Source organism: Gammaproteobacteria bacterium, from assembly GCA_022450155.1.
Lineage (GTDB): Bacteria > Pseudomonadota > Gammaproteobacteria > Arenicellales > UBA868 > REDSEA-S09-B13.
Genome location: JAKUQR010000002.1, coordinates 23,731 through 47,985, shown reverse-complemented (window position 1 = coordinate 47,985; position 24,255 = coordinate 23,731). Strand labels below are relative to the sequence as shown.

Annotated in this window: 22 protein-coding genes and 1 pseudogene; 17 read left to right on the top strand and 6 right to left on the bottom strand. The window is 53.8% G+C overall.

Annotated elements, in window-relative coordinates; all coding sequences use genetic code 11:
- Positions 1 to 194: 194 nt before the first annotated feature.
- The 3 genes and pseudogenes from MK323_01120 (at position 195) to MK323_01110 (ending at position 2,616) form a co-directional block, all read left to right on the top strand.
- Positions 195 to 861 (top strand): annotated as a pseudogene (locus MK323_01120) (class II aldolase/adducin family protein).
- 82 nt (positions 862 to 943) lie between these two features.
- On the top strand, positions 944 to 1,477 hold the full coding sequence (locus MK323_01115; protein ID MCH2480769.1) for a hypothetical protein: 534 nt from the start codon (positions 944 to 946) through the stop codon (positions 1,475 to 1,477).
- Positions 1,478 to 1,509: 32 nt separating this feature from the next.
- The gene (locus MK323_01110) at positions 1,510 to 2,616 is read left to right on the top strand and encodes a cupin (GenBank protein MCH2480768.1); all 1,107 of its coding nucleotides are present in this window, start codon (positions 1,510 to 1,512) and stop codon (positions 2,614 to 2,616) included.
- 40 nt (positions 2,617 to 2,656) lie between these two features.
- On the opposite strand, the gene MK323_01105 is transcribed toward MK323_01110, so the two are convergent.
- On the bottom strand, positions 2,657 to 3,598 hold the full coding sequence (locus MK323_01105) for a DMT family transporter (GenBank protein ID MCH2480767.1): 942 nt from the start codon (positions 3,596 to 3,598) through the stop codon (positions 2,657 to 2,659).
- Between the two features lie 301 nt (positions 3,599 to 3,899).
- Here MK323_01105 and MK323_01100 point away from each other — a divergent pair, with 301 nt between their 5' ends.
- The 5 genes from MK323_01100 (at position 3,900) to MK323_01080 (ending at position 8,385) form a co-directional block, all read left to right on the top strand.
- Entirely contained in the window at positions 3,900 to 4,499 is a 600-nt protein-coding gene (locus MK323_01100; protein MCH2480766.1) for a DUF1989 domain-containing protein, read from the top strand.
- 83 nt (positions 4,500 to 4,582) lie between these two features.
- The gene (locus tag MK323_01095) at positions 4,583 to 5,125 is read left to right on the top strand and encodes a lytic transglycosylase (GenBank protein MCH2480765.1); all 543 of its coding nucleotides are present in this window, start codon (positions 4,583 to 4,585) and stop codon (positions 5,123 to 5,125) included.
- Between the two features lie 112 nt (positions 5,126 to 5,237).
- Entirely contained in the window at positions 5,238 to 6,062 is an 825-nt protein-coding gene (locus MK323_01090; GenBank protein MCH2480764.1) for a mechanosensitive ion channel, read from the top strand.
- A gap of 83 nt (positions 6,063 to 6,145) precedes the next feature.
- Complete coding sequence (locus tag MK323_01085; GenBank protein ID MCH2480763.1) at positions 6,146 to 7,363, top strand: 4Fe-4S dicluster domain-containing protein; 1,218 nt, start codon at positions 6,146 to 6,148, stop codon at positions 7,361 to 7,363.
- Positions 7,364 to 7,464: 101 nt separating this feature from the next.
- Positions 7,465 to 8,385, top strand: coding sequence for a DMT family transporter (locus tag MK323_01080; GenBank protein ID MCH2480762.1), 921 nt, complete (start codon positions 7,465 to 7,467; stop codon positions 8,383 to 8,385).
- Between the two features lie 73 nt (positions 8,386 to 8,458).
- Here MK323_01080 and MK323_01075 read toward each other — a convergent pair whose 3' ends face one another.
- Both MK323_01075 and MK323_01070 read right to left on the bottom strand, forming a co-directional pair.
- Positions 8,459 to 9,121, bottom strand: coding sequence for a glutathione S-transferase family protein (locus tag MK323_01075; protein MCH2480761.1), 663 nt, complete (start codon positions 9,119 to 9,121; stop codon positions 8,459 to 8,461).
- A 148-nt stretch (positions 9,122 to 9,269) separates the two neighbouring features.
- Complete coding sequence (locus MK323_01070; protein ID MCH2480760.1) at positions 9,270 to 9,896, bottom strand: arylesterase; 627 nt, start codon at positions 9,894 to 9,896, stop codon at positions 9,270 to 9,272.
- Here MK323_01070 and MK323_01065 point away from each other — a divergent pair.
- From MK323_01065 to ggt, 5 genes are all read left to right on the top strand, one after another.
- The gene (locus MK323_01065) at positions 9,880 to 10,551 is read left to right on the top strand and encodes an ABC transporter ATP-binding protein (protein ID MCH2480759.1); all 672 of its coding nucleotides are present in this window, start codon (positions 9,880 to 9,882) and stop codon (positions 10,549 to 10,551) included. The two genes, MK323_01070 and MK323_01065, sit on opposite strands and share 17 nt — an antisense overlap.
- Positions 10,548 to 13,040 (top strand): ABC transporter permease, encoded by a 2,493-nt coding sequence (locus tag MK323_01060; GenBank protein MCH2480758.1) that lies wholly within the window; start codon positions 10,548 to 10,550, stop codon positions 13,038 to 13,040. The genes MK323_01065 and MK323_01060 overlap by 4 nt, the downstream gene beginning before the upstream one ends.
- A gap of 19 nt (positions 13,041 to 13,059) precedes the next feature.
- Positions 13,060 to 13,875: a methyltransferase domain-containing protein gene (locus MK323_01055; GenBank protein MCH2480757.1), complete on the top strand. Its 816-nt coding sequence runs from the start codon at positions 13,060 to 13,062 to the stop codon at positions 13,873 to 13,875.
- Complete coding sequence (locus MK323_01050; GenBank protein MCH2480756.1) at positions 13,872 to 15,086, top strand: MFS transporter; 1,215 nt, start codon at positions 13,872 to 13,874, stop codon at positions 15,084 to 15,086. The genes MK323_01055 and MK323_01050 overlap by 4 nt, the downstream gene beginning before the upstream one ends.
- 95 nt (positions 15,087 to 15,181) lie before the next feature.
- Positions 15,182 to 16,789, top strand: coding sequence for a gamma-glutamyltransferase (ggt, locus tag MK323_01045; GenBank protein ID MCH2480755.1), 1,608 nt, complete (start codon positions 15,182 to 15,184; stop codon positions 16,787 to 16,789).
- A 14-nt stretch (positions 16,790 to 16,803) separates the two neighbouring features.
- Here the strand turns inward: ggt and MK323_01040 are convergent, their stop codons facing one another.
- Positions 16,804 to 18,405 (bottom strand): AMP-binding protein, encoded by a 1,602-nt coding sequence (locus MK323_01040; GenBank protein MCH2480754.1) that lies wholly within the window; start codon positions 18,403 to 18,405, stop codon positions 16,804 to 16,806.
- 153 nt (positions 18,406 to 18,558) lie between these two features.
- Here MK323_01040 and MK323_01035 point away from each other — a divergent pair, with 153 nt between their 5' ends.
- Positions 18,559 to 19,614: a hypothetical protein gene (locus tag MK323_01035; GenBank protein MCH2480753.1), complete on the top strand. Its 1,056-nt coding sequence runs from the start codon at positions 18,559 to 18,561 to the stop codon at positions 19,612 to 19,614.
- Between the two features lie 23 nt (positions 19,615 to 19,637).
- Here the strand turns inward: MK323_01035 and MK323_01030 are convergent, their stop codons facing one another.
- Together MK323_01030 and MK323_01025 are read right to left on the bottom strand one after the other, a co-directional pair.
- Complete coding sequence (locus MK323_01030; GenBank protein MCH2480752.1) at positions 19,638 to 20,588, bottom strand: 3-hydroxyacyl-CoA dehydrogenase NAD-binding domain-containing protein; 951 nt, start codon at positions 20,586 to 20,588, stop codon at positions 19,638 to 19,640.
- A gap of 95 nt (positions 20,589 to 20,683) precedes the next feature.
- The gene (locus MK323_01025) at positions 20,684 to 21,619 is read right to left on the bottom strand and encodes a 3-keto-5-aminohexanoate cleavage protein (GenBank protein ID MCH2480751.1); all 936 of its coding nucleotides are present in this window, start codon (positions 21,617 to 21,619) and stop codon (positions 20,684 to 20,686) included.
- Between the two features lie 370 nt (positions 21,620 to 21,989).
- Between MK323_01025 and MK323_01020 the strand changes: the two genes are divergently transcribed.
- From MK323_01020 to MK323_01010, 3 genes are read left to right on the top strand one after another with little or no spacing between them, the layout of a single operon-like run.
- Positions 21,990 to 22,835: an NAD(P)-dependent oxidoreductase gene (locus MK323_01020; GenBank protein MCH2480750.1), complete on the top strand. Its 846-nt coding sequence runs from the start codon at positions 21,990 to 21,992 to the stop codon at positions 22,833 to 22,835.
- A gap of 58 nt (positions 22,836 to 22,893) precedes the next feature.
- On the top strand, positions 22,894 to 23,193 hold the full coding sequence (locus tag MK323_01015) for a hypothetical protein (protein ID MCH2480749.1): 300 nt from the start codon (positions 22,894 to 22,896) through the stop codon (positions 23,191 to 23,193).
- A gap of 48 nt (positions 23,194 to 23,241) precedes the next feature.
- Positions 23,242 to 24,141, top strand: a complete 900-nt coding sequence (locus MK323_01010) for an MFS transporter (GenBank protein MCH2480748.1) — start codon at positions 23,242 to 23,244, stop codon at positions 24,139 to 24,141.
- The last annotated feature ends 114 nt before the right edge of the window (positions 24,142 to 24,255 follow it).

Sequence of the window (24,255 nt, the reverse complement as noted above, 5' to 3'; positions counted from 1 at the left end):
ATACACGGAAGTCTGCGGGATGGATTCGTTAGACCACTAATGTCTGGCCCTGAGGGATTGTGTATGAATAGCACCTTTTTTTGACCTGTGCCACAATGCCGCGGAGTATCATTGAGTACATAGGGCGGCCAACAATGGCAACTGTATCTATTTCTCAGCAAGCAAACGTTAGCGCTTACTTGGACGAGCGCGCCATGCTGGCGGCATCTTTCCGCTGGACCGCCAGACTCAATTTGCATGAGGGTGTGGCAAGTCATTTTTCTCTGGCTGTCAATGAGTCTGGCACCGACTTCTTGCTGAATCCGAACCAGCGTCACTTTTCCCAGATTCGAGCCAGCGACCTGTTGCTGTTGAATGTTCATGACGAAGGTGTCATGGAAAGACCGGATGCGCCTGACCCAACGGCCTGGGGTCTACACGGTTCTATCCACCGTCTTTGTCCTTGAATCAAATGTCTCATGCATACGCACCCGATTTATTCAACTGTGCTGGCAAGTCTTGCCGACAGTCGCTTGCCCGCGATTGATCAGAATTCGGCGACCTTTTTCAATCGTGTGGTCATTGACGAAGACTACGGCGGATTGGCACTTGCGGATGAGGGAGAACGATGTGCAAAAATGCTTTCTGATAATCCCTGTCAGGTGATGATCATGAGCAACCATGGCATCCTGGTCATTGGCGATTCCGTCGCCCAGACATTTAACCGGCTGTACTATTTTGAGCGAGCCACTGAGACTGATGTCTGACGAAGTGGCAGAAAGTCTGGCTCGAGCGCTTGAAACTTATTATGGCCCTGCTTACAGCCACTTTACCGGACTGGTAGCGGTTCTCGATCGGGAGGAGCGTGATTACCGCGATTGACGTCAATTTCTGCTGCCCGAAGTAGATTGATTTGAACCAGCTCATGGGCTAACTCAAGGCAACGCAGACGGGGCAGCAGGTCATGTCGATGTGGCTCGAAATTGGTCGCACAGCACTTGAGTATTGGTACCTGGTTGCAAGCGGAATCGTAGTCGTCGCCTGGTGGTCGAAAAGAGATACTCGTCGGTTTGATGATCACGTTGATTTGGGTATGTCCTACCTGCAGACCGAGCTGAAAAAGTTTCCGCCTGTGCTTTACGCAAACATGCATCCGAACTGGTCTGTCTACCGGAAAAAGTTCCAGCAGGCACTTGGGGTTGCCTGTCCTGGTCTGAGCATGGATGCGGCAGCCTATGTCCTCGAACAGTTCGATGGGTGTTATGAATACGATGATGGTGTTTACTCGCGGTTCGATTCACGCTCTAGAGGTCATGCGGATACGGCGGAGTCTTATGTGCCGCTGGTGGCGCCTTTTGAGAAGAGACCGTTTGTACGGGTTGAGACACGCCGTCGGCGTAGACGTATCGTCCGTTTTCTGATCGGTGCGGTCGCGTACAGTGTACTGGTGGTGTTCGTTATAGGATTCTTGGTTTTTGCCAGGCAACAGGGCTGGTGAAACTGTAGTGCAGCCTTAATCTGAGTTCAACGGTGAAAGACAGCAACAACATACAGACCGCCGAGGTGGTACTTGCGTGCTCCGATCTAGACGAGACTCTGGCTTTTTTTGTAGAGACCCTACAGTTTCAGATTGATCGCATATTTCCCGCCGATGCGCCGACGGTAGCGGTATTGTCAGGATACGGAATTCGGTTGCGCCTCGATCGTCACGCGACGAGTAAGCCAGCAACGCTGCGGCTTTACTGCAGCGCACCAACGGCTCTTGCCCAAGGCAATTTGCGCTTGCAGGCACCCAACGGCACTGAGATTGAACTCGAAGCGGCTGAAAATGTTCTACAGTTGCCACCGGTAGTCCAGTCACTTGTGGTCAGTCGGCTAGATTCCAGTACCGCCTGGGGTGTGGGTCGAGCGGGAATGCGCTACCGAGACCTGATTCCGGATAGACAAGGTGGCCGCTTTATCGCCTCACATATCCATATTCCCGACGCTGGCCCGGTCCCTGATTATGTCCACTACCACAGAATTCGATTTCAATTGATTTTCTGCTGTCGGGGCTGGGCAAAGCTGGTGTATGAGGATCAAGGTGGTGAATTCATCCTTAGTGCCGGTGACTGTGTACTGCAACCACCACAGATCCGTCATCGCGTACTTGAGTGTTCAGACAATATGGAGGTTGTCGAAATAGGATGTCCAGCAGAGCACGAAACCATCGCCGATCATGAGATGGATCTGCCAACAGCTGTTGTCAACCGTAAACGGCTATTTATGGGTCAGCGTTTTGTTCGGCACCAGGCCGAAACCGCCAGCTGGGCAAAATGGCGAATTGACGGTTTCGAGTGTCGAGACAGCGGCATCGGGGCCGCCACTTCAGGTCTGGCCGGCGTTCGCGTTGTCCGTCCTCAGCTTAAACCAACCGCCGGACCGTGCAGTCACGTTGCGGAATTCGTTTTTTTCTTTGTGCTCAAGGGGTCTGTCACACTGGAACTCACGGGCCGGGGTATCGAGCAATTCAACAGGGGCGATTCGATGGTGCTGCCCAGCAACTTCAGTTACACACTGGTCGAGTCCACGCAAGACCTGGAGCTGCTCGAGGTCACCTTACCGGACATTGTCGAGACGCACTCACCTGGAGCCTAGGGGTGTCAGTACACCACCGCGCCGAGAGATGTATTCAGGATTACGGGATGTTCACGTGTTCCGGAGGTGCTGCAAGTTGCGACTTGTCTTTTCTCGGTGTGACCAGCCCCAGTGCGAGCATCATCACGCCCAGAGACAACCACACCCACAGTGAATGTTCGTCGTCAAAGATCATAATGCCCCATATCACGCCTGAGAGTGTCACCACATAAGCTGTTTGGCTTGCGAATACGGGTCCGGCATAGCGGATCAGATAGAGAAACAAACCGTAGGCCGATACAGTGATTGCCGCCATGCCGAGAATCGCCCACTCGGATCGTCCCCAGGGCCAGGGCAGCGGTTCAAAAGTACCCGTTATTACGACCAGCGGTGTCATGATGATCGTGGCTGCTAGAAACATTCCGCCCACGATGGTGTATATGTTGACGTCTGCCGGCATACGTATTGCCACAAACAGGTTTTCAGCGGTGTAGCACAGCGCTGAGCTCACCGCCAGCAGAACCCACGGTACGGCTGATCGATCCGGCAGGCTTGTACTCGGTCCAATCAGGAGGGCGATGGACAGGACCCCCAGGAACACACCCAACAGCCGCGTTGTCGAAACACGCTCAACACCCAGAACAGCTGCCGCCAGAAACGTCATCAGCGGGACGGTGGCGATTGTGATGGATAAAACGCCGGGAGAGAGTCGCGACGCGGCATAAAAGTATGCGGTACCCGGGATAACAGAACCCAGTACGCCGCAGACAGTACAGACAATCAGGACATCCCGTCGAAGAGGCAGTGGGCGCCTCAATATAAAGCTGCCGCTAATCAGGACAGCGGCACCGATGAGACAAACCCAGTAATTGATGCCGATCGGATGGGCACCACCTTCGGTCGCCATCTTGGCCAGGGAAAAAGACAAACCCCAGAGAATGCCCATAAACCCGAGCAGCAGCCAGGCCCGGCCGTTTCGTTGAATATTTAGTCGGGGAGTCATCTGATTCGACGCGCCGAAGACCCTGGCTGTTTTGAATTCAAGCCGCTCATCGGCTGTCAGCAAGATCCCAGCGGCACGCAGAAGGCACGACGTGATTCCCCATCCGGGCTATCCTTAATGTGGTTCGACCAGAGTGGCCACTAAAACTCGCCCGCGATTCTAGCCGATCGGCGAATCTGGCGTGACGGGCCAGGTGATCAAGCCGATTGTGTAACTGTATGGTGATATTGTTAACCTGGGATCAAAGTCGATTTAAGATTGCGTTTGTGGAGTACAAAAAAACACAGAACGGGAGAATCAAATGCGAAAAGAATATGTTGTACCACCGGCTGGACACTGGAGTGAACCTGTTCCGCAGGGACATCGACTCAGAATCATCGATCTGGAAGGTGGCCAGGGTGTTGATTTTCTGTGCTACAACGCGGATCAACACGCAGAGCGCTACCATGCCCCCAATACACTCAAGGCTGCACTGACCCTTAAGCTCAGTGCAGGGCACACGCTCTATTCTGACGAGGCGAGGCCGATATTTACGATCACCGACGATACTGTAGGTGGACACGACACGATTGGTGGTTGCTGCAGTCAACACAGCAACCAGCTTTTGTATGGGGTAGAAAACTGTACCGGTTGCCGGGAAAATTTTCTCGCCGCCCTGGCTCCCTACGGAATGGATCGACGTGATATCGTACCGAACATAAACTTTTTCTGTAATGTTCCGGTCGACACAGATCGCACTCTCGAGCAGACGGTTTTTGTCCCGGGTAATTCTGTGGCAGGCGACTATGTAGAACTTGAGGCCAAGATGAACGCGCTTGCTGTGATTTCCAATTGCCCCCAGGTAAACAATCCATGTAACGGGGGCAACCCCACCGCGATCAGAATAGTCATTTCATCTTAGTATCGGGTTCAGATTCAGTGCATCCTCTGCGATTGTTGACCGGATTCGTGTACAGGCCAGTCATCGGGGTTGTTTTGTTGGCCGTGTTGGTTCTGTCTGGGTGTATAGAGGCTCCGCTCAGATCTATTGACGATATCTGTCAGATTTTTTCGGATCGCCCACAGTGGAAGGTGGCTGTTAGACGAACTGCCGAACGCTGGGGAGTACCGCCGGAGATAACAGTATCGTTCGTCTACCAGGAATCTTCTTTCAGGTCGGACGCTCGGCCTCCACGGCGGAAATTATTGTGGATCATTCCCTGGAAGCGGCCGAGTACGGCATTTGGATATGCCCAGGCAATTGACTCTACCTGGGCTCGTTACCAGCGCGATGCTGGCAGCGCTGACGCTGATCGAACCGACTTTGCGGACGCGGCTGATTTCATCGGTTGGTATAACCAGCAGTCATACACAGCGCTGAGAATAAGCACGTCAGATGCCAGATCTTCCTACCTTGCCTACCATGAAGGTCATGACGGTTACCAGAATAAATCCTATCGTAAAAAGAAATGGCTGTTAAAGGTCGCAGAACAGGTCGCTACACGTGCTGATCGATATCGTAAACAGCTTGAATCCTGTCCGTTGTAGTCCCTCCCGGTCGGCTTTTTCTGTTAAACGATGAGTCAGTTGGATTAAGCGCAGGCTATCCGGATAAAAACGGGCATACCGTCACAGTGTGACTGGTCGTAGAATAGCGGTTATGAATCAGGATCAGATTCAAGCGTTGCTTGACCAGTTGGCCAGCTATGCACTGGATGCGGTCGGTGCGCTCGTTATTCTACTGGTCGGCTGGTGGATCGCGGGTCGGGCTCAGTATCTCGTTCGGCGTGCCCTGGATCGCGTGCCTCGAATCGATGACACACTCAAGCCATTTCTGTCGTCGTCGGTCCGTTATCTTGTCATTGTCATCGCCTTTGTTGCGGTGCTCGCGGAATTTGGCGTTCAGACCACCTCAATTATTGCGGTTCTGGGTGCTGCGGGACTTGCAATCGGCCTTGCTCTTCAGGGCACGTTGCAGAACATGGCGGCCGGTATCATGTTGCTGGTTCTCCGGCCTTTCCGGGTTGGAGAGTACATCGATGCCGGTGGTGTGTCCGGTACCGTAGACGCGATAAATATTTTTACCACTGACATGACCACCTACGACGGCATTTACCGCTCAGTGCCCAACGCTGAGTTGTGGAATCGCAATATCCTCAACAACAGCCGTAATCCGACCCGTCGACTGGATATACCAGTCGGCATTGCCTATGAAGACGATGTCGAGCAGGCCCTCGATCTGCTGTTGTCCCACCTGTCTAAAGATACTCGGGTACTGGCCTACCCTGATCCCCAAGTTCTGGTCACGGGATTGGGTGATTCATCAGTCAATCTCACGCTTCGCTGCTGGACCAGTAGAACCGATTTCTGGCCTCTTCGGTTCGAACTGAACAAAATGTCAAACTGTGGTTGGATGCTGTTGGTATCAGCATTCCGTTTCCACAGCGAGACGTACACCTCTACCGTACTTCAGAATCAGGTCTGAAGGACTCAGACTGACCGGTAGTTGAGCGGTTATCGGCCTGTAGTCAGTACAGAGTTTACTGCCACAAATACCCACGAGTTACGGTGAATCACAGAACAAACGTTAACACCTCGCCGGTGACTGCCGCCGATAGGGAACGACGCGATGCTGCGGCGGGCATTCAGACGACCGACAGGTTTGCCCGTTTCAGTCAACGCAATGACATGTTCAATCGGGCTTTCTGGGATGACGAAATTCGTCGTCCGGAGATGATGGCGTTTTTTGATTCTTACCGAAAGACACCCAGTTTCCGACGTGGTGGTGGGTTTACTCAGAAAGATTTTGCACTGCGCAATGCTGCCTGGGCGGTTTCAGACGAATTTTCCAGTCGTGGAGAGTCGCAGGGTATTCGGGAAGGTTTCAACGCGCCTCTGCGGCCCACTGCGCAGGTCGCAGCAGAGCGGGTCGAGGTCGAGGATCGTGACGCTATGACGGCTGAGATCAAGCATATCGCGAAGCTGTTTGGCGCGGGGATCGTTGGCATAGCCCCGTATGACCCACGCTGGACGTATGCCAACCGGGTAAGCTCGACCACATTCGAAGAACACGATACCGGTTTACCTGAAGGTCTGACATCAGTCGTGGTATTGGGGCACGAAATGGATAGGGCTATGGTAGACACCTACCCGTCGGCAGTCGCAGGTGCAGCGACGGGAAATGCCTATTCTGAAGAGGCAGCTACGGTAATTCGCTTGTCACAGTATATTCGTAATCTGGGCTGGCAAGCGGTCGGTTCCATGAATGACTCGGCATTGGTGATCCCCTATGCACTCCAGGCGGGTCTCGGTGAGTATGCCCGTAACCAGCTGGTGATCACGCCGGAGTACGGTCCCAGAGTCAGATTCTCAAAAGTGCTGACTGACCTGCCGTTGGTACACGACCAACCCCGGTTGCTCGGAGTACGCCGGTTCTGTGATGTTTGTACCCGTTGTGTCGATGCCTGTCCGGTTAAAGCATTGCCCAGCGGGCCACCGTCGGACGTACAGCCCAACAGATCAGCAATACAAGGTGTGATCAAGTGGACCTCAGACGCTGAAAAGTGTTTCAGTTTCTGGGCTGATTTGAGCAGTGACTGCGCGATTTGCCTACGGGTCTGTCCCTGGAACAGGGATTTCGGATTCCTGTGGAATCGAGTATGGCGTTGGTTCGCCAGGACGCCGGCCAGGGGACTGCTGATAAAACTGGAACAACTCAGCAGGCGGGGAAAGCGTAAACAAAGTACGGACTGGTGGAAGAGAATCAGGTCGGTTACCCGTCCTTAGGTATTCTGATCACGACCTCAATCACCCGCAGTATCTATAAATGCCTGTTGCCAGCTGCTGCTTTGTGCGTGGCCGGCTGAGAAAACGACAGACAAAAGTCCATGTGCGATACTGAATTAACCCGCCAGCGGTTCTGGTTAGGTAGTGCCGCTGCCTTAATGTCGGCCGTTTCGTTCTCGTCCAATGTCGCATTGTCGAAGCTGGCTTATGACTTTGGTACGAACCTGCATGCACTCAATCTAATCCGGGCGTCTGTTTTTCTAGGGTGTCTGATAGTGGCGGTATGGCTGTCTGGTTCTCAAGTTTCTATAAAGCGAGCCGAGATTTATCGTTGTTTGATACTCGGCGTATTGCTGTGTGCCGAGATGTATCTGTTGTTGGCCTCAATTCTTTTTATCCCAGTCGCTCTGGCTATACTCGTTTTCTATACTTATCCGATAATGATTGCCCTTTGGACCTGGCGCTCGGGGCAAAGCGATTTTTCTTACTTTGGTCTGGGTGTCATAGCGCTGGCCTTCATGGGTCTGATCATTGCCTTGACTGGATCGGATAGTCTGTTGGCAGGCTGGGATGTCAGATACGGTATTGCACTGGCTCTGATTGCTGCCATCTGCCTGGCAGCTTTACTGCTGCTTAGCGAACGGGTACTGGAAAGACTGCCGGCAAAGATCATGATGCTTTATATGTTGTTGAGTGCAACGGCTGTGGTGGGCTTTGTGTCCCTGTTTATCGTTGAGTTAACATGGCCGACGTCCCCCGTGGGGTGGCTGGCGTTGTGCGGCAGCGTAGTCTTATACGTTACAGCCACGCTGTTGTTATTCAAGGCAGTTGACTTGGTTGGTTCCCTGCAGACAGCCATCATTGATAACACCGCTCCCGTATGGGCTATGATTCTAGGGGTCATTGTGCTGGGGCAGTGGCTGACTGCACAACAGGTGATGGGTGCGAGTGTCACGGTTGTCGCGGTGATGTTACTGCAGTGGATAGCGCGGCCAAAAACCTCAGTAGGCGCAGCGGACTGATTCTGGGGTCTTCTATCTAGACCGGTAGCAGGCCCGGTGCCTCGAAACTGGACTCGATTGGATTCTCAACAAATTAGTAGCCATTGGCAGCAAATATTTTCGCAACCCCAGGTCGCTTGAGCATCTCGGCATAGTTACGTTCGACATTAATATACCGCTGGTTTTCCGGTATGTTTGCGACTGTAGACGAGGACAGTATCCGGACCTGGATTGCTGGGTCCCATCCACCAAGCATATTAAGGTAAATATCGGCTGTGCTGAGTCCGCTGCTCAGAAAGAAAGGTCCTTCTGTCAGGCCTAGTGACTGTTCAACAAAGGCCATAATCGTGTCCAGTTTTGATGATGCACGGGATATAACGGCAGCGGATCCCTCGGGGTCATCAGTGTAGAGTGAGCTGTACATTTTTAGCAGTAAGGCCTCCTGTAGGGTGTTGGTGAGGTAAACCATCCATTGCAGATAACGGGAGCGCTCGGGATGATCTAAGGGAGGACTAAGCTGTGTTTGAGAATGCTTGTCGGCCAAATAGATAGAAATAGCAGCGGATTCGATCATGACCTGGTCATCGAATACCAGCGTTGGTATTCGGCCATGTGGGTTGAGCTTCAGGTATTCCGGATCACGTTCGGTGTCTTCTGAAATATCCACTTCGATGAGTTCGTAGGGGACGCCGGCTTCCTCTAGTACGCACTGAGGAGTGAGACTGGCCGCACCTAGCGAACCGTATAGCGTATACATAGGCTGTTCTCCTTGAGTCACGTCGGTATTATTATAAAGAATGGTGAACTGACGATGAGTGTAGCGCCGGCTGTACAGTACAGCCAGCCAGGTCTGAATTCGAGCGGGGGATTTTAGGTACCCCAGTTGGAACCTGTTCGAATCTGACTCATCTGATCACGTTCAATAGTGGCGCCAGAACCGGCCAAAGGTTATCCAGAATCATAGGTTGTGCAAGAGATGATGGGTGCAGGCGGTCATCCAACATCAGTTCAGGCTGGCCGTGGATGCCGTCGAGAATAAAAGGTAGAAAATGCAACGCGTAGCGTTTGGCCAATTCTGTGTAAACATCACGGAACTTACGGGTGTAGTGTGCGCCGTAGTTGGGAGGAAGTAGGACACCCACCAGCACTACGTCGGTACCCTCAGCCAGGGAATGGCTGATGATGTAATCGAGATCATCACGAATCGAGACGATCGGTGCTCCTCGCAAGCCATCGTTGGCACCGAGTTCAAGGATCAATATCTTGGGGTGCCACTCTGTGAGCAGTTCCGGCAGTCGATTTCGGCCGCCAGTTGCTGTTTCCCCGCTGATGCTGGCATTGATTACGTCGTACACGTGGCCCATTTGCGATAATCGTGATCTCAACAGTTCAGGCCAGCTATCGGTGAGCGGAATACCGTAGCCGGCACTGAGGCTGTCACCGAGAATTACAATGTTTTCCGCGTTGACCTTTACGGGCAACAATAAAGCGGACAGCACCAGGAGTAGACGCAGCATGAAACCGATTGTCACTGCAGACGATGTGTCCCGGCAAGTGAAAACGCCGGATGGAGAATTGAGCATACTCGATGGGATTACCCTGACAGTCATGCCGGGCGATGCAGTTGCCATCACCGGGCCATCGGGTTCGGGCAAATCTACTTTGCTGGCTCTGCTGGCAGGTCTGGAGGATCCGACCAGAGGTTCGGTTCATCTCCTCGGTAGAGAACTCGGCATATTGAACCAGGATGAGAAAGCAGCACTTCGGGCAGGCAATGTTGGATTCGTATTTCAGACCTTTCATCTGCTGGCAGGCTTGAGTGCAATTGAAAACGTAGAGATCGCATTGGAACTTGCCGGTTACGACAATACTCGACCTGCCGCGGCAGATCTGCTCGATCGCGTGGGATTGACTGAACGGGTAAACCATTACCCATCGCAACTGTCCGGTGGCGAGCAGCAGCGGGTTGCCCTGGCCAGGGCCTTTGTTGTAAATCCGAAGGTGTTGTTTGCTGATGAGCCCACCGGCAATCTGGATGCTGCAAGCAGTGGTCTTATTGCGGATTTGTTTTTCGATCTTCGCCAACAGTATGGAAGTGCCCTACTACTGGTGACTCACGATGCTTCGCTGGCTGACCGCTGCGATCGAATTTTGACGCTCGGCGTCGGCGGGCGACTGCAGTCTTGATTACCGTCAGGGATGGTGTGCGCATTTTTCGACGGGACTGGCAGGAAGCTGGTCTTCCGGTAATCGCGTTGGCGCTGGTGGTTGCGGTATCGGCCGTGACATCGGTTGGTATCTTTAATGAGCGTGTGTGGGAGGCTATGCAAAGTCGGGCCGCGCAGAGCCTCGGTGGCGATCTGGTGCTGCAGGCCCATGATCCTATCGCTCCCAGAGTAGTGGATCAGGCGAAGGCTTTAGGGCTTGAGCTTAGTCAGCAGGTCGAATTTCCCAGCATGATGCTGACCGCGGCGGGATCACCACGCTTGGTATCAGTGAAGGCGGTGGATGAGAAATATCCCCTTCGCGGAGTTGCCCAGGTAGCCGAGCGGCCCTATGGTCAAGGTTCCGCGGCCCACAAGATTCCAGCCACCGGAGAAAGCTGGGCACATTCACGCTTGTTTGCAGAAGCCCGGTTTGATACCGGTGACATCGTTCAGCTCGGCGAGAAATCTTTTAGGGTCTCGCATGCGCTGATCACTGAACCCGATGACTTTGGTTCATTTTTCCGTATGGCTGCGCCGCGAATCATGATCAGACTGTCAGATCTCAGCGCGACGGGACTCATCACATCATCAAGTCGGGCGCATTACCGTATTCAGCTGGCGGGTACTCGGGACGCACTGAACGCATTCTCGAAATGGCTAAACCGACAGGATTTCCCAGGCCTTGAACGGCGGAGTGTGCAGGATGCTCAGCCCAGTGTCCGAACCGCGCTCGAGCGGGCCTCGAGTTTCCTTGGGCTGGCCAGCTTGTCGGTGGTAATCGTTGCTGGAGCCGGTATATTCATCGCAGCGCGTTTTTATGCCCGCAGGCAATCGACGACTGCGGCTGTCATGCGCTGCTTGGGTGCGAGTCAGAGACGGATCCTTAGGATTTTCATCTTCCGGTTGGTACGGGTTGCACTGACTGCCTCCTGCGTTGGTGGTTTGCTGGGTTATGCGGGACAGTCATTTCTATCGGCTCTCGCCGAAGAAAAACTCGGCTTTTCACTCGGTCCCCCTTCTCTTTGGCCATTGCTGACGGGGATATTAGTTGGACTGATTACGGCGCTGGGTTTCGGACTCGCGCCACTGCTCAAGCTGCCCACTGTCTCAGTATTAGGGATTCTGCGGGGAGAAGAAGGCGTGGCTCCGCCTTCGATGTGGTTGACGATTGGACTGGCGGTGTTCACCAGCGGTGGACTGATCTTCTGGCAAGCCGATGAGGCTGTGCTCACCTTGTGGGTTATGGGATTGACAGTTTGTCTGGTGGTCGGGCTTACATGTGGGGGATGGGTGATCCTCTGGCTGGCCACACAAATTCCGGTTTCACGTCCGACCACTCGATATGTCATGTCTACCGTGGGGGGCCGACGCGGCATGGGCGTGATGCAGGTGCTCGCTTTTGGCCTTGGCATTACCGCACTGTTGATGGTGACGGTCATGCGTACCCAGTTAATGGAGGGCTGGATGAATTCGCTCCCAAGCGACACACCAAATCGGTTTTTGATCAACATCCAGCCCGACCAGCGTACCTCGTTGATGAAATTTTTTGCCGAGGAAAACCTGACCACGTCGGGTCTCTACTCTATGACCCGGGGTCGTTGGGTTAGACACAACGGTAAGCCAGTGGAGCCACAGTCGTTTCCGACGCTTCAAGCTCAGCGTTTTGCCGCCCGCGAGTTCAATCTCTCCCCCTCAGGCGACCTTCCACATACCAACCGCATCGTCAGCGGAACATGGTGGACAGCGGGCCAGGACGATGAGCACCTGTTATCACTGGAAAGAGAGTTTGCGCAGACCCTCGGCGTTGGTATTGGTGATGAGATGACTTTCCGTGTTGCCGGAGTCGATCTGACCGGCCGGGTGAGCAATCTGAGAGAGGTTGCCTGGGACAGTTTCGAGGTTAATTTTTTTGTCATTACCACACCGGGCTTGCTTCTAGATCGGCCTAGGACGCTCATTACCAGTTTTTTCCTGCCAGCCGAGAACACCGATACTACGATCCGGCTGATCCAACAGTTTCCGTCTGTTACCCTGTTTGATATCGATTCTCTGATGCAGCAGGTTCGGCAGGTCATCCAGCAGGTCAGTGTGGCGGTACAGTACGTTTTCATATTCACGTTGTTGGCTGGTATCGCAGTGCTGACCGCGGCCGTACAAGCGAGCGCAATAGAGCGAAGCCGGGATGCTGCGGTACTTCGAGCACTTGGGGCGAGTACTCGGCGCTTGTGGCTGACCCAGTTCTTCGAATTTGCGCTGCTGGGGGCTGTTGCCGGGCTGCTAGCATCGACGAGTGCTGTTGCCACCGCTTCGATTCTAGCAACAGAAGTATTCGGGTTTACGTTGTCCCCAGGTTGGTGGGTATGGGGCCTGGGGTGTATCGGTGGAGCACTCGGGATCGGTGTGGCTGGTACGATAGCACTCCGACCAGTCGTGTCTAGGGCGCCCTTGAAGAGTCTGATTTCAGATTGAGAACGTAGGTAAACAGACCGTGTTGACATCAGCTGAACAGCAGCAAAGGCACGCCATGGATACCTATTACGAGTATGCGCAGCATCCGGCGATGCTGAAAATTGAGCGCCAGGTCTGTGGCTGCGACTACGGTGCCAGCAGCTGGACGACAAGGGCAGAAGCGGATCGCATGGCCAGCTTACTCGAGCTGAGGTCGGGGTCCAGACTGCTCGATGTAGGGTCCGGCTCCGGCTGGCCGGGTCTTTATCTGTCCCGAACAACGGGTTGCGATTTGGCTCTGGTTGATCTCCCGGCTTTCGGCTTGAAAATCGCCCAAACGAGGCGGTTGAAAGAAACCAGTAATGCGTCTGTCTGGCTGGCGTTGGCAGATGCTGCAGCACTGCCTTTTGCCCACGATAGTTTCGATGCGGTATGCCACGCGGATCTGCTGTGTTGCCTGCTGCGCAAAAAGGCGGTGTTGCGGGCTTGTCAGAACATACTGCGTCCAGGCAGGCCGATGGTGTTCAGTGTGATTTCCGTCCCCCCGGGATTGTCGGAATTCGATCACCGCCGTGCGCTGGATGCCGGCCCAGAATTTGTAGCATCAAAGAGCAGCTATCGATCGCTGCTGACCCAAACAGGGTGGACAGTAGAGGCACAGCACGACGTGACAGAACCGTTTGCACAGTTGACGGTAGATCGAGTGGATACCGAACGTGCCTACCACCGTGAACTGGTGTTGTCGGCCGGTCCTGAGGCCGTGGAAAAACGGATTAAGGACCTCGAAAGACGGCGAGATGCCTTGGCTGACGGCTTGCTCAAGCGTGAGCTTTTTGTTGTGAAGTCAGCGAGATGACGGTTTACAAGATGCCGCCAGTTAAAGCGCTTTTTGTACTGGCGGTGGCTTTCTTGCTGTTGCTTTTCAATGGGGGTTCCCGGTTTACGATCGGTCTAACGCTCAAGCCGATGGCTGATGATCTGGTATGGAGTCGTACCACGCTGTCGCTGACGGTAACCGTATTCATGGTGGTTTCGGCTGTCGTGCTGCCCGTCATTGGTCGCCTGGCGGATCGTTACAATCCCAAGTTGATACTGATATTCGCGTTGCTGGTTTCCAGCGCCAGTATTGCACTGATGGGTCTGATTCAGACTCCATTTCAGGCGATATTGATCTACGGGGTGATATTTGCGCTATCCAATGCGGGAACTTCCGTGGCCCCCATCGGGGTTCTGATCAGCCGCTGGTTTCCCAATCGACTCGGCCTTGCAAACAGTATTGCGATATCCGGTATGGGAGTGGGGCAGTTGGTTATCATTTTGCTGTTAACGGCGCAGCTTGACGTGATCGGCTGGCGTGGTGCGTTTATTCTCCTGGCGGGGCTTGGGGTTGTTCTCGTTGTACCGCTGATGTTTCTCGGTGTGCCGCCGACTTTGCAACAACAGACAGATCAGGGCGTCAGCCGTGGGGTGGATGACTCAAGGGGCGGTGTATCAACGGCGGTTTGCACTCGCGTGTTTTGGATCCTGATAGTGATCTACGCCGTCTGTGGCGGGCAGGATTTTTTCGTGGCTACCCATGTGGTTGCTTTTGCCAGTGACCAGGGGCTGACGTCGTCAATGGCCGGCAATCTTTTTGCGGTGATGGGACTTTTCGGGCTGTTTGGTGTACTCGCAACTGGGTTTCTGACCGACCGCTATGGTCCCGTGCTTCCCACACTGGTTTGTTTCGCAGTGCGCATCGTGGTGTTTACTCTGGTGATGCTGATGCCAACACCGACGACTATCATTTTGTTCGCATTGTGCTATGGCATCACTTTCTGGATTACAGCACCACTGACAGTTGTATTTGTCCAACAATACTTTGGTCGGGCGGACTTGGGCGTACTCAGTGGCATCATTATCATGACACATCAGGCAGCCGGGGGTGCCGGGGCGTACTTGGGTGGTGCTGTTTACGATGCTTTTGGTGACTACCATCATGTGTTTGTTTGGATGGTTGTCCTGTCGGTGGTGGCCTTCTGGTTCACGTGGCAACTCCGTAGGAAAGAGACCATAGAAGCGCTCTAAACAGCCTTAAAGTCAACATTGCTGGTCTGTTGCTTTCCCCAAGCCGCCAAGTACCCGTATGATTGCCGCAGCAGATCGTTTGTGGAGCGCACGCAATGCCCAAATCAATGATTGTGAGCCTGCAGCCAGACGCCGTAGAGGCTGGTGCGAATATTCTTCGCGCGGGTGGCAATGCAGTAGATGCAGCGCTCGCCTGTGCTTTTGTACAAACGGTTGTTGATCCGATGATGTGCGGTATTGCAGGATTTGGCAGCATGCATCTCTACCTGCCGGAAGCGGGTGTTCACGAATGTATTGACTTTCATGGGCGGGTCCCTGCCGGCGCTACAGCGGAGATGTGGCAGGACCTTGTGCTGGGGGAGACTGAGGACGGCTTTGGTTTTGTACTTGAAGGCGCATTGAACGATATCGGCTATCAGTCGATTACTACCCCGGGCACACTGAAGGCTTTCTGGGAAGCACACCAGAGATACGGCACAACTTCCTGGGCGGAACTGCTCCAGCCCGCTATTGAGACAGCTTCCAACGGCTATGTGGTCACACCCGGCGTCTACAGTTACTGGACAGGTACTGGGCTGCCGGGTCGGGTCAGCGTTGAGGACAGGTTAGGCTATTCTCCCGATGGGCGGGAGATTTATTTTGATCAAGGACAGGTCAAGCCGGTTGGCAGCATTGTTCGCAATCCAGGCATGGCCGAGACTTACGGTCGGATTGCCGCTGCTGGTGCTGAGATCTTTTATAGCGGTGACATTGCGCGGCAAATCGATGCAGACATGCGGTGTAACGATGCGCTGTTGAGTGCAGATGATCTCGCCGACTACACGACGGAAAGACAAGAACCGTTGTGGGGTGCGTATCGGGGCTTGAGGGTGGCGACCAATCACCCGCCCGGTGGTGGCATCATGATTATTGAGATGCTCAACATTCTTGAGCACTTTGATCTGAAGGCAATGGGACACAACTCCGCTGAATATATCCGTACGGTCGCCGAAACCATGAAGATAGCCACCGCGGATAAAGACAGCCACGTCGGAGATCCTCGTTTTATCGATGTGCCTGTCGAGCGGCTTACCAGTCAGTCTTATGCGAGTGAGCACGCCAGTGCTATCTCACAGGGAAAGAAAGCGCAGGTTGAGCGGCTGCAACTGTCGGAGTCTCCAGGTACGACACACCTGTGTACGGTCGATCATTCCGGGAATATTGTTTCAATGACTCATTCACTGGGTATGATGTCTGGTGTGATTACACCCGGAATGGGGTTTATGTATAACGGTTGTATGGGTGTATTTGATCCTAGACCCGGCAGGGCCGGTTCTATTGCACCGGGCAAGTCGAGGTTCAGTTCCATCTGCCCGACAATTGTTTTTGATGGCGAGCAGCCGCTACTGGCGTTGGGGGCACCCGGCGGGACTCAGATCGCCATGGGTGTACTACAGGTCATCCTCAATGTGGTTGAATTCGACATGACCCCACAGCAGGCCGTTCTCGCTCCACGGTTCTCAGCAACCAGCGATGCGATTACGGTCAGCGCTCGTATTCCGCGCTACAGTTATGCGGATCTCGAGACCGATGGATATCGCTTCGTCAGGAGTGCAGCCAGCTACGATATTGCATCAGTGCATGCCATTGGCTTTACGGCAGGTGGTGAACCAGCGGGGGGTGCGGACATCGTTTATGGCGCTGGCATGGCGCTTGCAGTCTGATAACCGTAACCGGGTTACTTATTCGGGCTTGATTGCCGCAGCAGGTTGCGCTGGATTTTGCCACTCACTGTTTTTGGCAGTTCGTCGACAAACTCTATCGCCCTGGGATATTTGTAAGGTGCCGTTGTCCGTTTAACGTGGGTCTGCAGCTCGGCAACCAGTTCGGTGTCCGCACGTTGTGAATCAGATTGTGTAAGAACCACGAAAGCTTTGACGATTTCACCACGTTCGGGGTCAGGCAGGCCGACGACTGCACTTTCCTGAACCGCAGGATGGGTGATCAGGGCGTTTTCAACTTCCTGTGGGCCGATCCGGTAACCCGCTGAACTGATGATGTCATCAGTTCTACCGACGTAAAAGAAGTAACCGTCTGTGTCCTGCCGCACGTTGTCTCCTGTCTTGAACCAGTCTGACCCATTCAGTGTCACCACTGCCTCGGCGGAACGTTGGGGATCGTTCCAGTAACTCAGCATCATCTGGGGACTGGGAAGGCGGATCAGCAGTTCACCTTGGTCGCCTCGGCCACCTAGGGTACCGTCTGTGCGAAGCACGCCGGTGTCTATACCCGGTAAAGGACGGCCCATCGAACCCGGCTTGACCGGCATCCAGGGGTAGTTGAGTACCGTCATCAAAATCTCGGTCTGGCCGTAACCATCCAACAAAGGTACGCCGGTCTGCCTAGTCCAGGCCGAAATAATTTCGGGATTAACCGATTCGCCGGCAGAGACTGCGTGCTTCAGGTGAGAAAGATCGATTCCGCTGACGTCTTCTGTGATCAGTTGCCGAAGTTCAGTGGCTGCAGCGCAGAATACGCTAACGCGGTAGCGTTCGATCAACTCAAACCGTCGCCGTGGTTCAAATGGCCCGTCATAGAAAAGGACCGTACTGCCCTGACTCCACGGACCAAACAGGATGCTCGTTCCTGCTTTTGACCATCCGGTATCTGCAGTACACCACATGATGTCGGATGGCTCCAGAGACAGCCAGTGCACTGCCGAATAGCGCCAGGCGTAAAGGCTTCTTGACGGATGACATACCCCTTTAGGATCACCGGTCGAACCGGAGGTGTAGTACATGATGGCAGGTTCGTCCAGGCCGAGGTCACAACATTCAAATCTCCTGTCCTGATCGCTGATCAACTCGTAATCCGACCAACCCGCAACCGCCCCACCTATTGCAAGTGCTGCTTTAAGTGTGCGCAGATGGGTCTGAAACTTGGATGTCTCTGCTGCCGTCGTGATCACGGCAGCAGCGCCCGAATGATCCATACGGTAGGCAATGTCCTTTTCTGTGAGCATGGTGATACAGGGTATGGGTACTGCACCCAGTTTGAGACAAGCGGTCAGACAGATCTGCCACTCGGGAATACGGGGCAGCATGACGATGACGCGATCACCCTGGCTGATATCCTGTTCAATAAGCCAGTTGGCAACCTGATTTGAGCTGTCCGCGATTTCCTGAAAGGTGAGTACCCGTTCTGTGTTGCAGTCGTTGCACCAGATCAAGGCAATCTTGTCTTTATTCCGGGCCATCTGATCAACCACATCTCGGCCGAAATTAAATGTCTCAGGCAGCGAGGTACGATGGGATCTGCAGACGGATTCGTAATGGTCCATAGAACGCTTTTTTATCGGTGAACGAATCTGTATAAGTTATTGTTACACTGGGTTGAGATAATTCGATCAACCTGTAGTCTGTGTGAGCCAGAATATAGCTGAGAACACCAGATCCAGCCTGCGTGCGCATTGCTACGTTCGGAGAGAACAACCATGGAACTGCCGAACCGTCCATTTCTAACCACTGTTGTTGGCAGTCTGCCCAAGCCCCCTTGGCTGCAGGAGAAACTACCCCTAAATTCCAGTGGTAAACAGGTCCATGGTAAAGGGGCCACATGGCTTTTTGAAGGAGAACTACTGAAACAGGCGCAGGACGATGCTGTTCGGGTCGCGATCCACGACCAGACTGAAGCCGATATAGATGTGATCAGCGATGGTGAACAGCGCCGCACCTCTTATTTGGCGCACATTGTGGCGCGGCTGGGTGGTTTTGACTATGCCACGCCAGCCAAAAAGTGGGTGAGAGACAATCGGCGACTGGCCGAGGTCGGCCGCTGTACGGGGGAGGTGTCCCGTGATGCACCGATCGTGGTCGACGATCTTCAATTTGCTATGGCGCACAGCAGTCGCCCGCTGAAAGTGACGCTGCCCGGTCCGATGACTGTGGTCGATTCTACGCTTGACCAGCACTATGGAGATGAGCGGGCATTGGCCATGGCAGTTGCCCGGGCGTTGAACGACGAGGCTCGCGATCTGGATGCGCTGGGCCCGGCCGTCATTCAGTTCGATGAGCCGGTATTCAGCCGTTACCCGGACAAAGTTGCCGAATGGGGTATAGAAGCTCTGGATCGGTGTATCGAAGGAATCCGCGCCAAAACCTGTGTCCATGTTTGCTACAGTTACCCGATGCCGGGTGTGCCACGGCCGATCGTTGATGCCTATCCCGCCATACTCACAGAGCTGGAACACTCAAAGGTAGACCAGTTGGCGCTCGAGTTTGAAGCATCCGGCCTCGATCCCGGATTGCTTACGCTGTGCCCCAGCAAAACGGTGTTATTTGGTTGTGTCGATAATGGTGCGTTGGGGTTTGACCGGGTTGAATGCCCTGAACAGATAGCCGCCCGGCTGCTGATAGCGGCCGAATATCTGCCGGCCGATCAGATCCAGGCGGCACCGGACTGCGGTTTGGTGCCGCTTGACGTCGATGTTGCACGACGAAAGCTCAAAGTGATGGTCGAGGGCGCGAAGCTGGCACGCAACCGGTTATGAGAATTAATTCTAGAGCAGCTTTCTCAGCCGGAATGAAAAAGTTTTAGGATCTCTAGAAAACCGCGATCTCGTGCGTCGGTCCGGGCCTTCAGGGTAGTCTCATCGGAGTAGTTAAAGAACCCACGCCCACTCTTCGTGCCGTAATGCTCGTTATCTATCAGCGTCCGAATCGTGGTTGGGATCTGCTGGTTCGCTGAGATTTCACCAGCAAGGTTGTCGAACACTTTGGCCCAGATATCCAGCCCAGCAAAGTCGCACACCGCTAGTGGGCCGATGGCAGCCAGCCTGAAGCCAAGACTGCCACGCACGGCGGCATCGATGTCTTCAGCAGACGCAACACCTCGATCCAACAGATCCCATACCTCACGTACCATAGCCATCTGGATACGGTTGATTAGAAAGCCGGGCATTTCGAGGTTCAACCGAATCGGGCGTTTACCCGTGTACTCGATCAGTGCCATTGCAGCGGACACTGTCTGTTCCGAGGTGCTTTTTCCTGGCACGACTTCAATAATTGGCAGCAGATGTGGCGGGTTAAACGGGTGAGTCACCAGGGCGCGGTCCGGATGGACCATATCCCGCGATATCTGCGTCATTGGATAAGTGGAGGTGTTACTGGCGAGTATGGTGTAGCGGTCAATATGGTTTTCCAGCCTGGCGAACAGCGCTTGCTTAATAGTTAAATCTTCGGCAGCCGCCTCAGACACAAATTCAGCACCGGAAACAGCTTCGACTTCGCTGTCACAAATCACAAACCTTGACACAACGTGTTCAATTTCATCTGGTGACGAGAGTCCGGCGGAGGCCATCTGTTTTAGATTTGTGCGAACACGGTCGGCAAGACTGGCTCCAGTTGTGGGGTCAGGATCAAAGCATCTCACTGTGCAACCTGCTGCGGCATAAACCTGGGCGACGCTGTGACCAATAGTGCCAAGGCCGATGACCGCAATGTTTTGTATAGGTGGTGTAGTCATCTATTTCTCCCAATTGCTTGAGTCGGAGTAACAAACTGGTATTGCGTTCTGCACAAACAGTTTGAAACTGCTGAAACACCCAGTGGGGGACTGGACTAGAAGGCGACCTGATCGGCACCTTTAAGGTCAAGCATTTCGCGGGCCTCATCAGGTGTTGCAATCTCAAGTGAGAGTCGCTCGAGAATCCTTCGGATGATCGATACCTGCTCCGCATTCGACGTCGCCAGTCGCCCTTTGCCCGCGTAAAGGCTGTCTTCCAGTCCGACCCGCACATTACCACCCATTACCGCACCCATAGTGACCAACGGAAGCTGGTGTCGACCGCCAGCCAGAATACTCCAGATGTACTGGTCACCAAAAAGTTTGTCTGCTATACGGCGCATGTGGGTCACGTTTTCAGGATCAGCGCCTATTCCGCCAAGAATTCCGAATATTGATTGAACGAAAAGGGGGGGCTTAACCAGGCCACGGTCTAGAAAGTGGGCGAGACTGTAGAGGTGACCGATGTCGTAACATTCAAACTCGAATCGAGTGCCACAGCCTTCGCCGAGAATCTCGAGGATATATTCAATATCCTTGAATGTGTTCCTAAAGATAAAGTCGCGGCTGTTCTCCAAATGCGCCCGTTCCCAGTCATATCGAAACTCGTCGTAGCGTGCCAGCATGGGGAAAAGGCCGAAGTTCATGGAGCCCATGTTGAGTGAACTCATTTCAGGTTTGACTCGAAGCGGTGCCGCCAGGCGCTCATCCAAGGTCATCCCGTGGCCCCCGCCGGTGGTGATATTGATGACAGCGTCGCAAGCCTCTTTGATCGGTGGCAGGAACTGCATGAAGACATCGGGATCTGGTGTAGGGCGGCCATCTTCCGGGTCGCGGGCATGCAGATGAAGAATCGCTGCACCGGCTTCTGCAGCTGCGATTGACTGTCCGGCGATCTGCTGTGGTGTCAGCGGCAGGAACTCAGACATGGTCGGTGTGTGAATTGACCCTGTACTGGCACAGGTGATGATTACTTTACGATTGGCAGCCATACGGTTCTCCTTGTGTGGTTGACGGTTATCAGTTGTCGCATGTTGTCAGGTAATGTCTAGGTTCGTGCAACTGGCGCTGGGTGTATAGATTCGAGCAGCGACGTACGATATTCTGGCCCGATATGTTACGCGGGGATCGTCTGAAGAGACAGCCCTCAAGTCAGGGCTCGCAGTGGCCGTTATTATTCCGGTGGTGGGTCGGGTCAGACCAGCTGGGCAGGATCAGATCTTCAGTGTCGCATTTTGCCCGCAACGGGTTAACATCAACTCAGATCTGTCAGTCCGGTGATCAGGTCGGTGAATACGTCGAATCGGGTTCTGCTGTCGATCGGTTTTTATCGTACCTGAAAATTCCAGAGGAATTCAGCATATGGCAAAGGAAGTGATCGGTATCGCAGGCTGTGGTGCAATGGGGGAACCGATGGCCCAGCGTCTACTGACGGCTGGTTTTGAGGTGTGGGCTCACGATGTGCGGCCGCTCGCAGAATTCGGTGCCATCGCTGAGCATATGTTGGAGGATGCCGCAGAGTTCGCCAAGCGATGTAATGTGGTGATCAGTGCGGTCCGTGACGTGGACCAGACTAGATCATTGCTTTTCAGCGAAGCGCAGGGAATCGTTCGTGGCGCCAGCCCGCCTGAAATCCTGGTTATCAGTTCAACGGTTTCACCGCGGTTTATCCGTCAGCTGTTGACAGAGTTGCCGACACAAACCAGTTTGGTTGATGCTGCAATGAGCGGTGCGCCATACCGTGCAAGAGAGGGAACACTTTCTTTTATGCTCGGCGGTCCAGATGCTGTTGTCGACCGTCTGATGCCGATTTTGCAGGTGATGGGCAATCGCTTATTTCGTCTGGGCGATGTTGGCATGGGCATGACAACCAAGGTACTCAATAACTACTGTGCGGCATCGTCTATAGCGGCCACACATCGCGTGCTTGGAATGGCGCAGGTACTCGGCCTGGATCGACGCAGCCTGCTGGAGGTGATGAAACACAGTTCGGGCTCGAACTGGTTTGCAGATCATATCGACCAGATTGACTGGTCGGACGAGGGATATTCCCTGGATAATACCATCGGAATAGTTGAAAAGGATGTTCTTGCGACCTTGGATACAGTTTCTGAATGTCCGGACATTGGTCGGTGGCCTCTGGACGACGGATTACTTGATGCACTCCGGCGGTTGGAACCACTAGAACTCGAATCAGCAACACGCTGAGTGATCGTGACAGTTATCAGTCCAAGCGTTCGACTGTATCCACGCTGAAGGGGAATTGGTGACCGAGGTATCCGATTCATCTACTCGTCACGGATTGCGTGAAACCGCCACACTGGTCGTGATACTAGCTTTTCTGATGAATCTTTTGTCACGCGGATTTGGCGAGACTTTCGCCGTGTTCCTGTTGCCCATCGAGTCAGAGATGGGTTGGACACGGACCACACTGGCGGGTATTTATGCAATTTATATGGGGGCGCACGGTCTCGCCGGTGTGGTCATCGGTTGGTTTGTGGACAGGGTCGGGCCCAGGATTGTTTATACCATTGGACTTCTGATCTACGGTCTTGCTTTTTCGTAGGCCCGGTTTGGAACTGAGCCTTGGCATTTTTACCTTAGTACTGGCGTGATGGCTGGCATTGCGATGACGGCAATCGGCATGACGACAGACACAGTCCTGATCACGCGCTGGTATCAGGGACCTCGTGCACGTCAGCTCTCACCGGCAATCGGCATTGCCTATTCTGGTATGGGTGCTGGTGTCATTTTGTGGATACCGATCACCAATGAGCTTATCGAGATGCTGGGTTGGCGTGAGACTTATAGGACACTGGGGATTATTTTGTGTGTTCTGGCGGTTATCGTATACGTTTTACCCTGGAGAAAGCTGCAGCTCACAACGTTTCCATTTTCTCGTTTTGGTGGTGTTCTAGGCGACAGCACCGATGGACACTTGCGAGCCGCACTGCAAACTAAGATGTTCTGGTTGCTGTGTGTGATTATGTTTATTACGGCTGTGGCAATGTATCTGGTTGGACCACAGCTGGTGGCTTATCTTGTATCCGTGGGTTTTGGTTCGACCGTGGCGTCGATGGCGTTCAGCATAAACGGATTTCTGACTGTTTTCGGAATTGCTGGAACAGGGTGGTTAGCGCGTCACTTTGGTATGAAGCGCGTCGCCACCGTCTCCTATGCGATGAGCATCACAGCTTGCATACTCCTGGCGTGCCTGAGTGTCACCCCGGCGATGGTATTGCTGGCTCTGGCAATCTTACCGTTGGGCCTGAGTCAAGGTGCACGGGGTCCAATCGTATCTGTGCTGGCCTCCCGAGCCTTCTCGGGCCACGGGCTCGGTGCAATTTGCGGCGCCATGACCATGGGTGTTGGTCTGGGTGGTATGAGCGGCGCCTGGCTTTCCGGTGTGTTCTACGACATGACCGGAGGTTATATCCTGAGTTACTCTGTTTCCGTTGTTAGTGCCCTGATTGGTGTCGGATTATTCTGGATGATACGAGAGTCTCCCAATTAATGAGTGTGTGAGAACTATACAATTCAAATTATAGTTAGCGCGATACGCTTGGACCTATAGGAGCATACACAACCCCATAGCGGTTTTGTCCAGATCCTGCGATAAAGGCTGCTG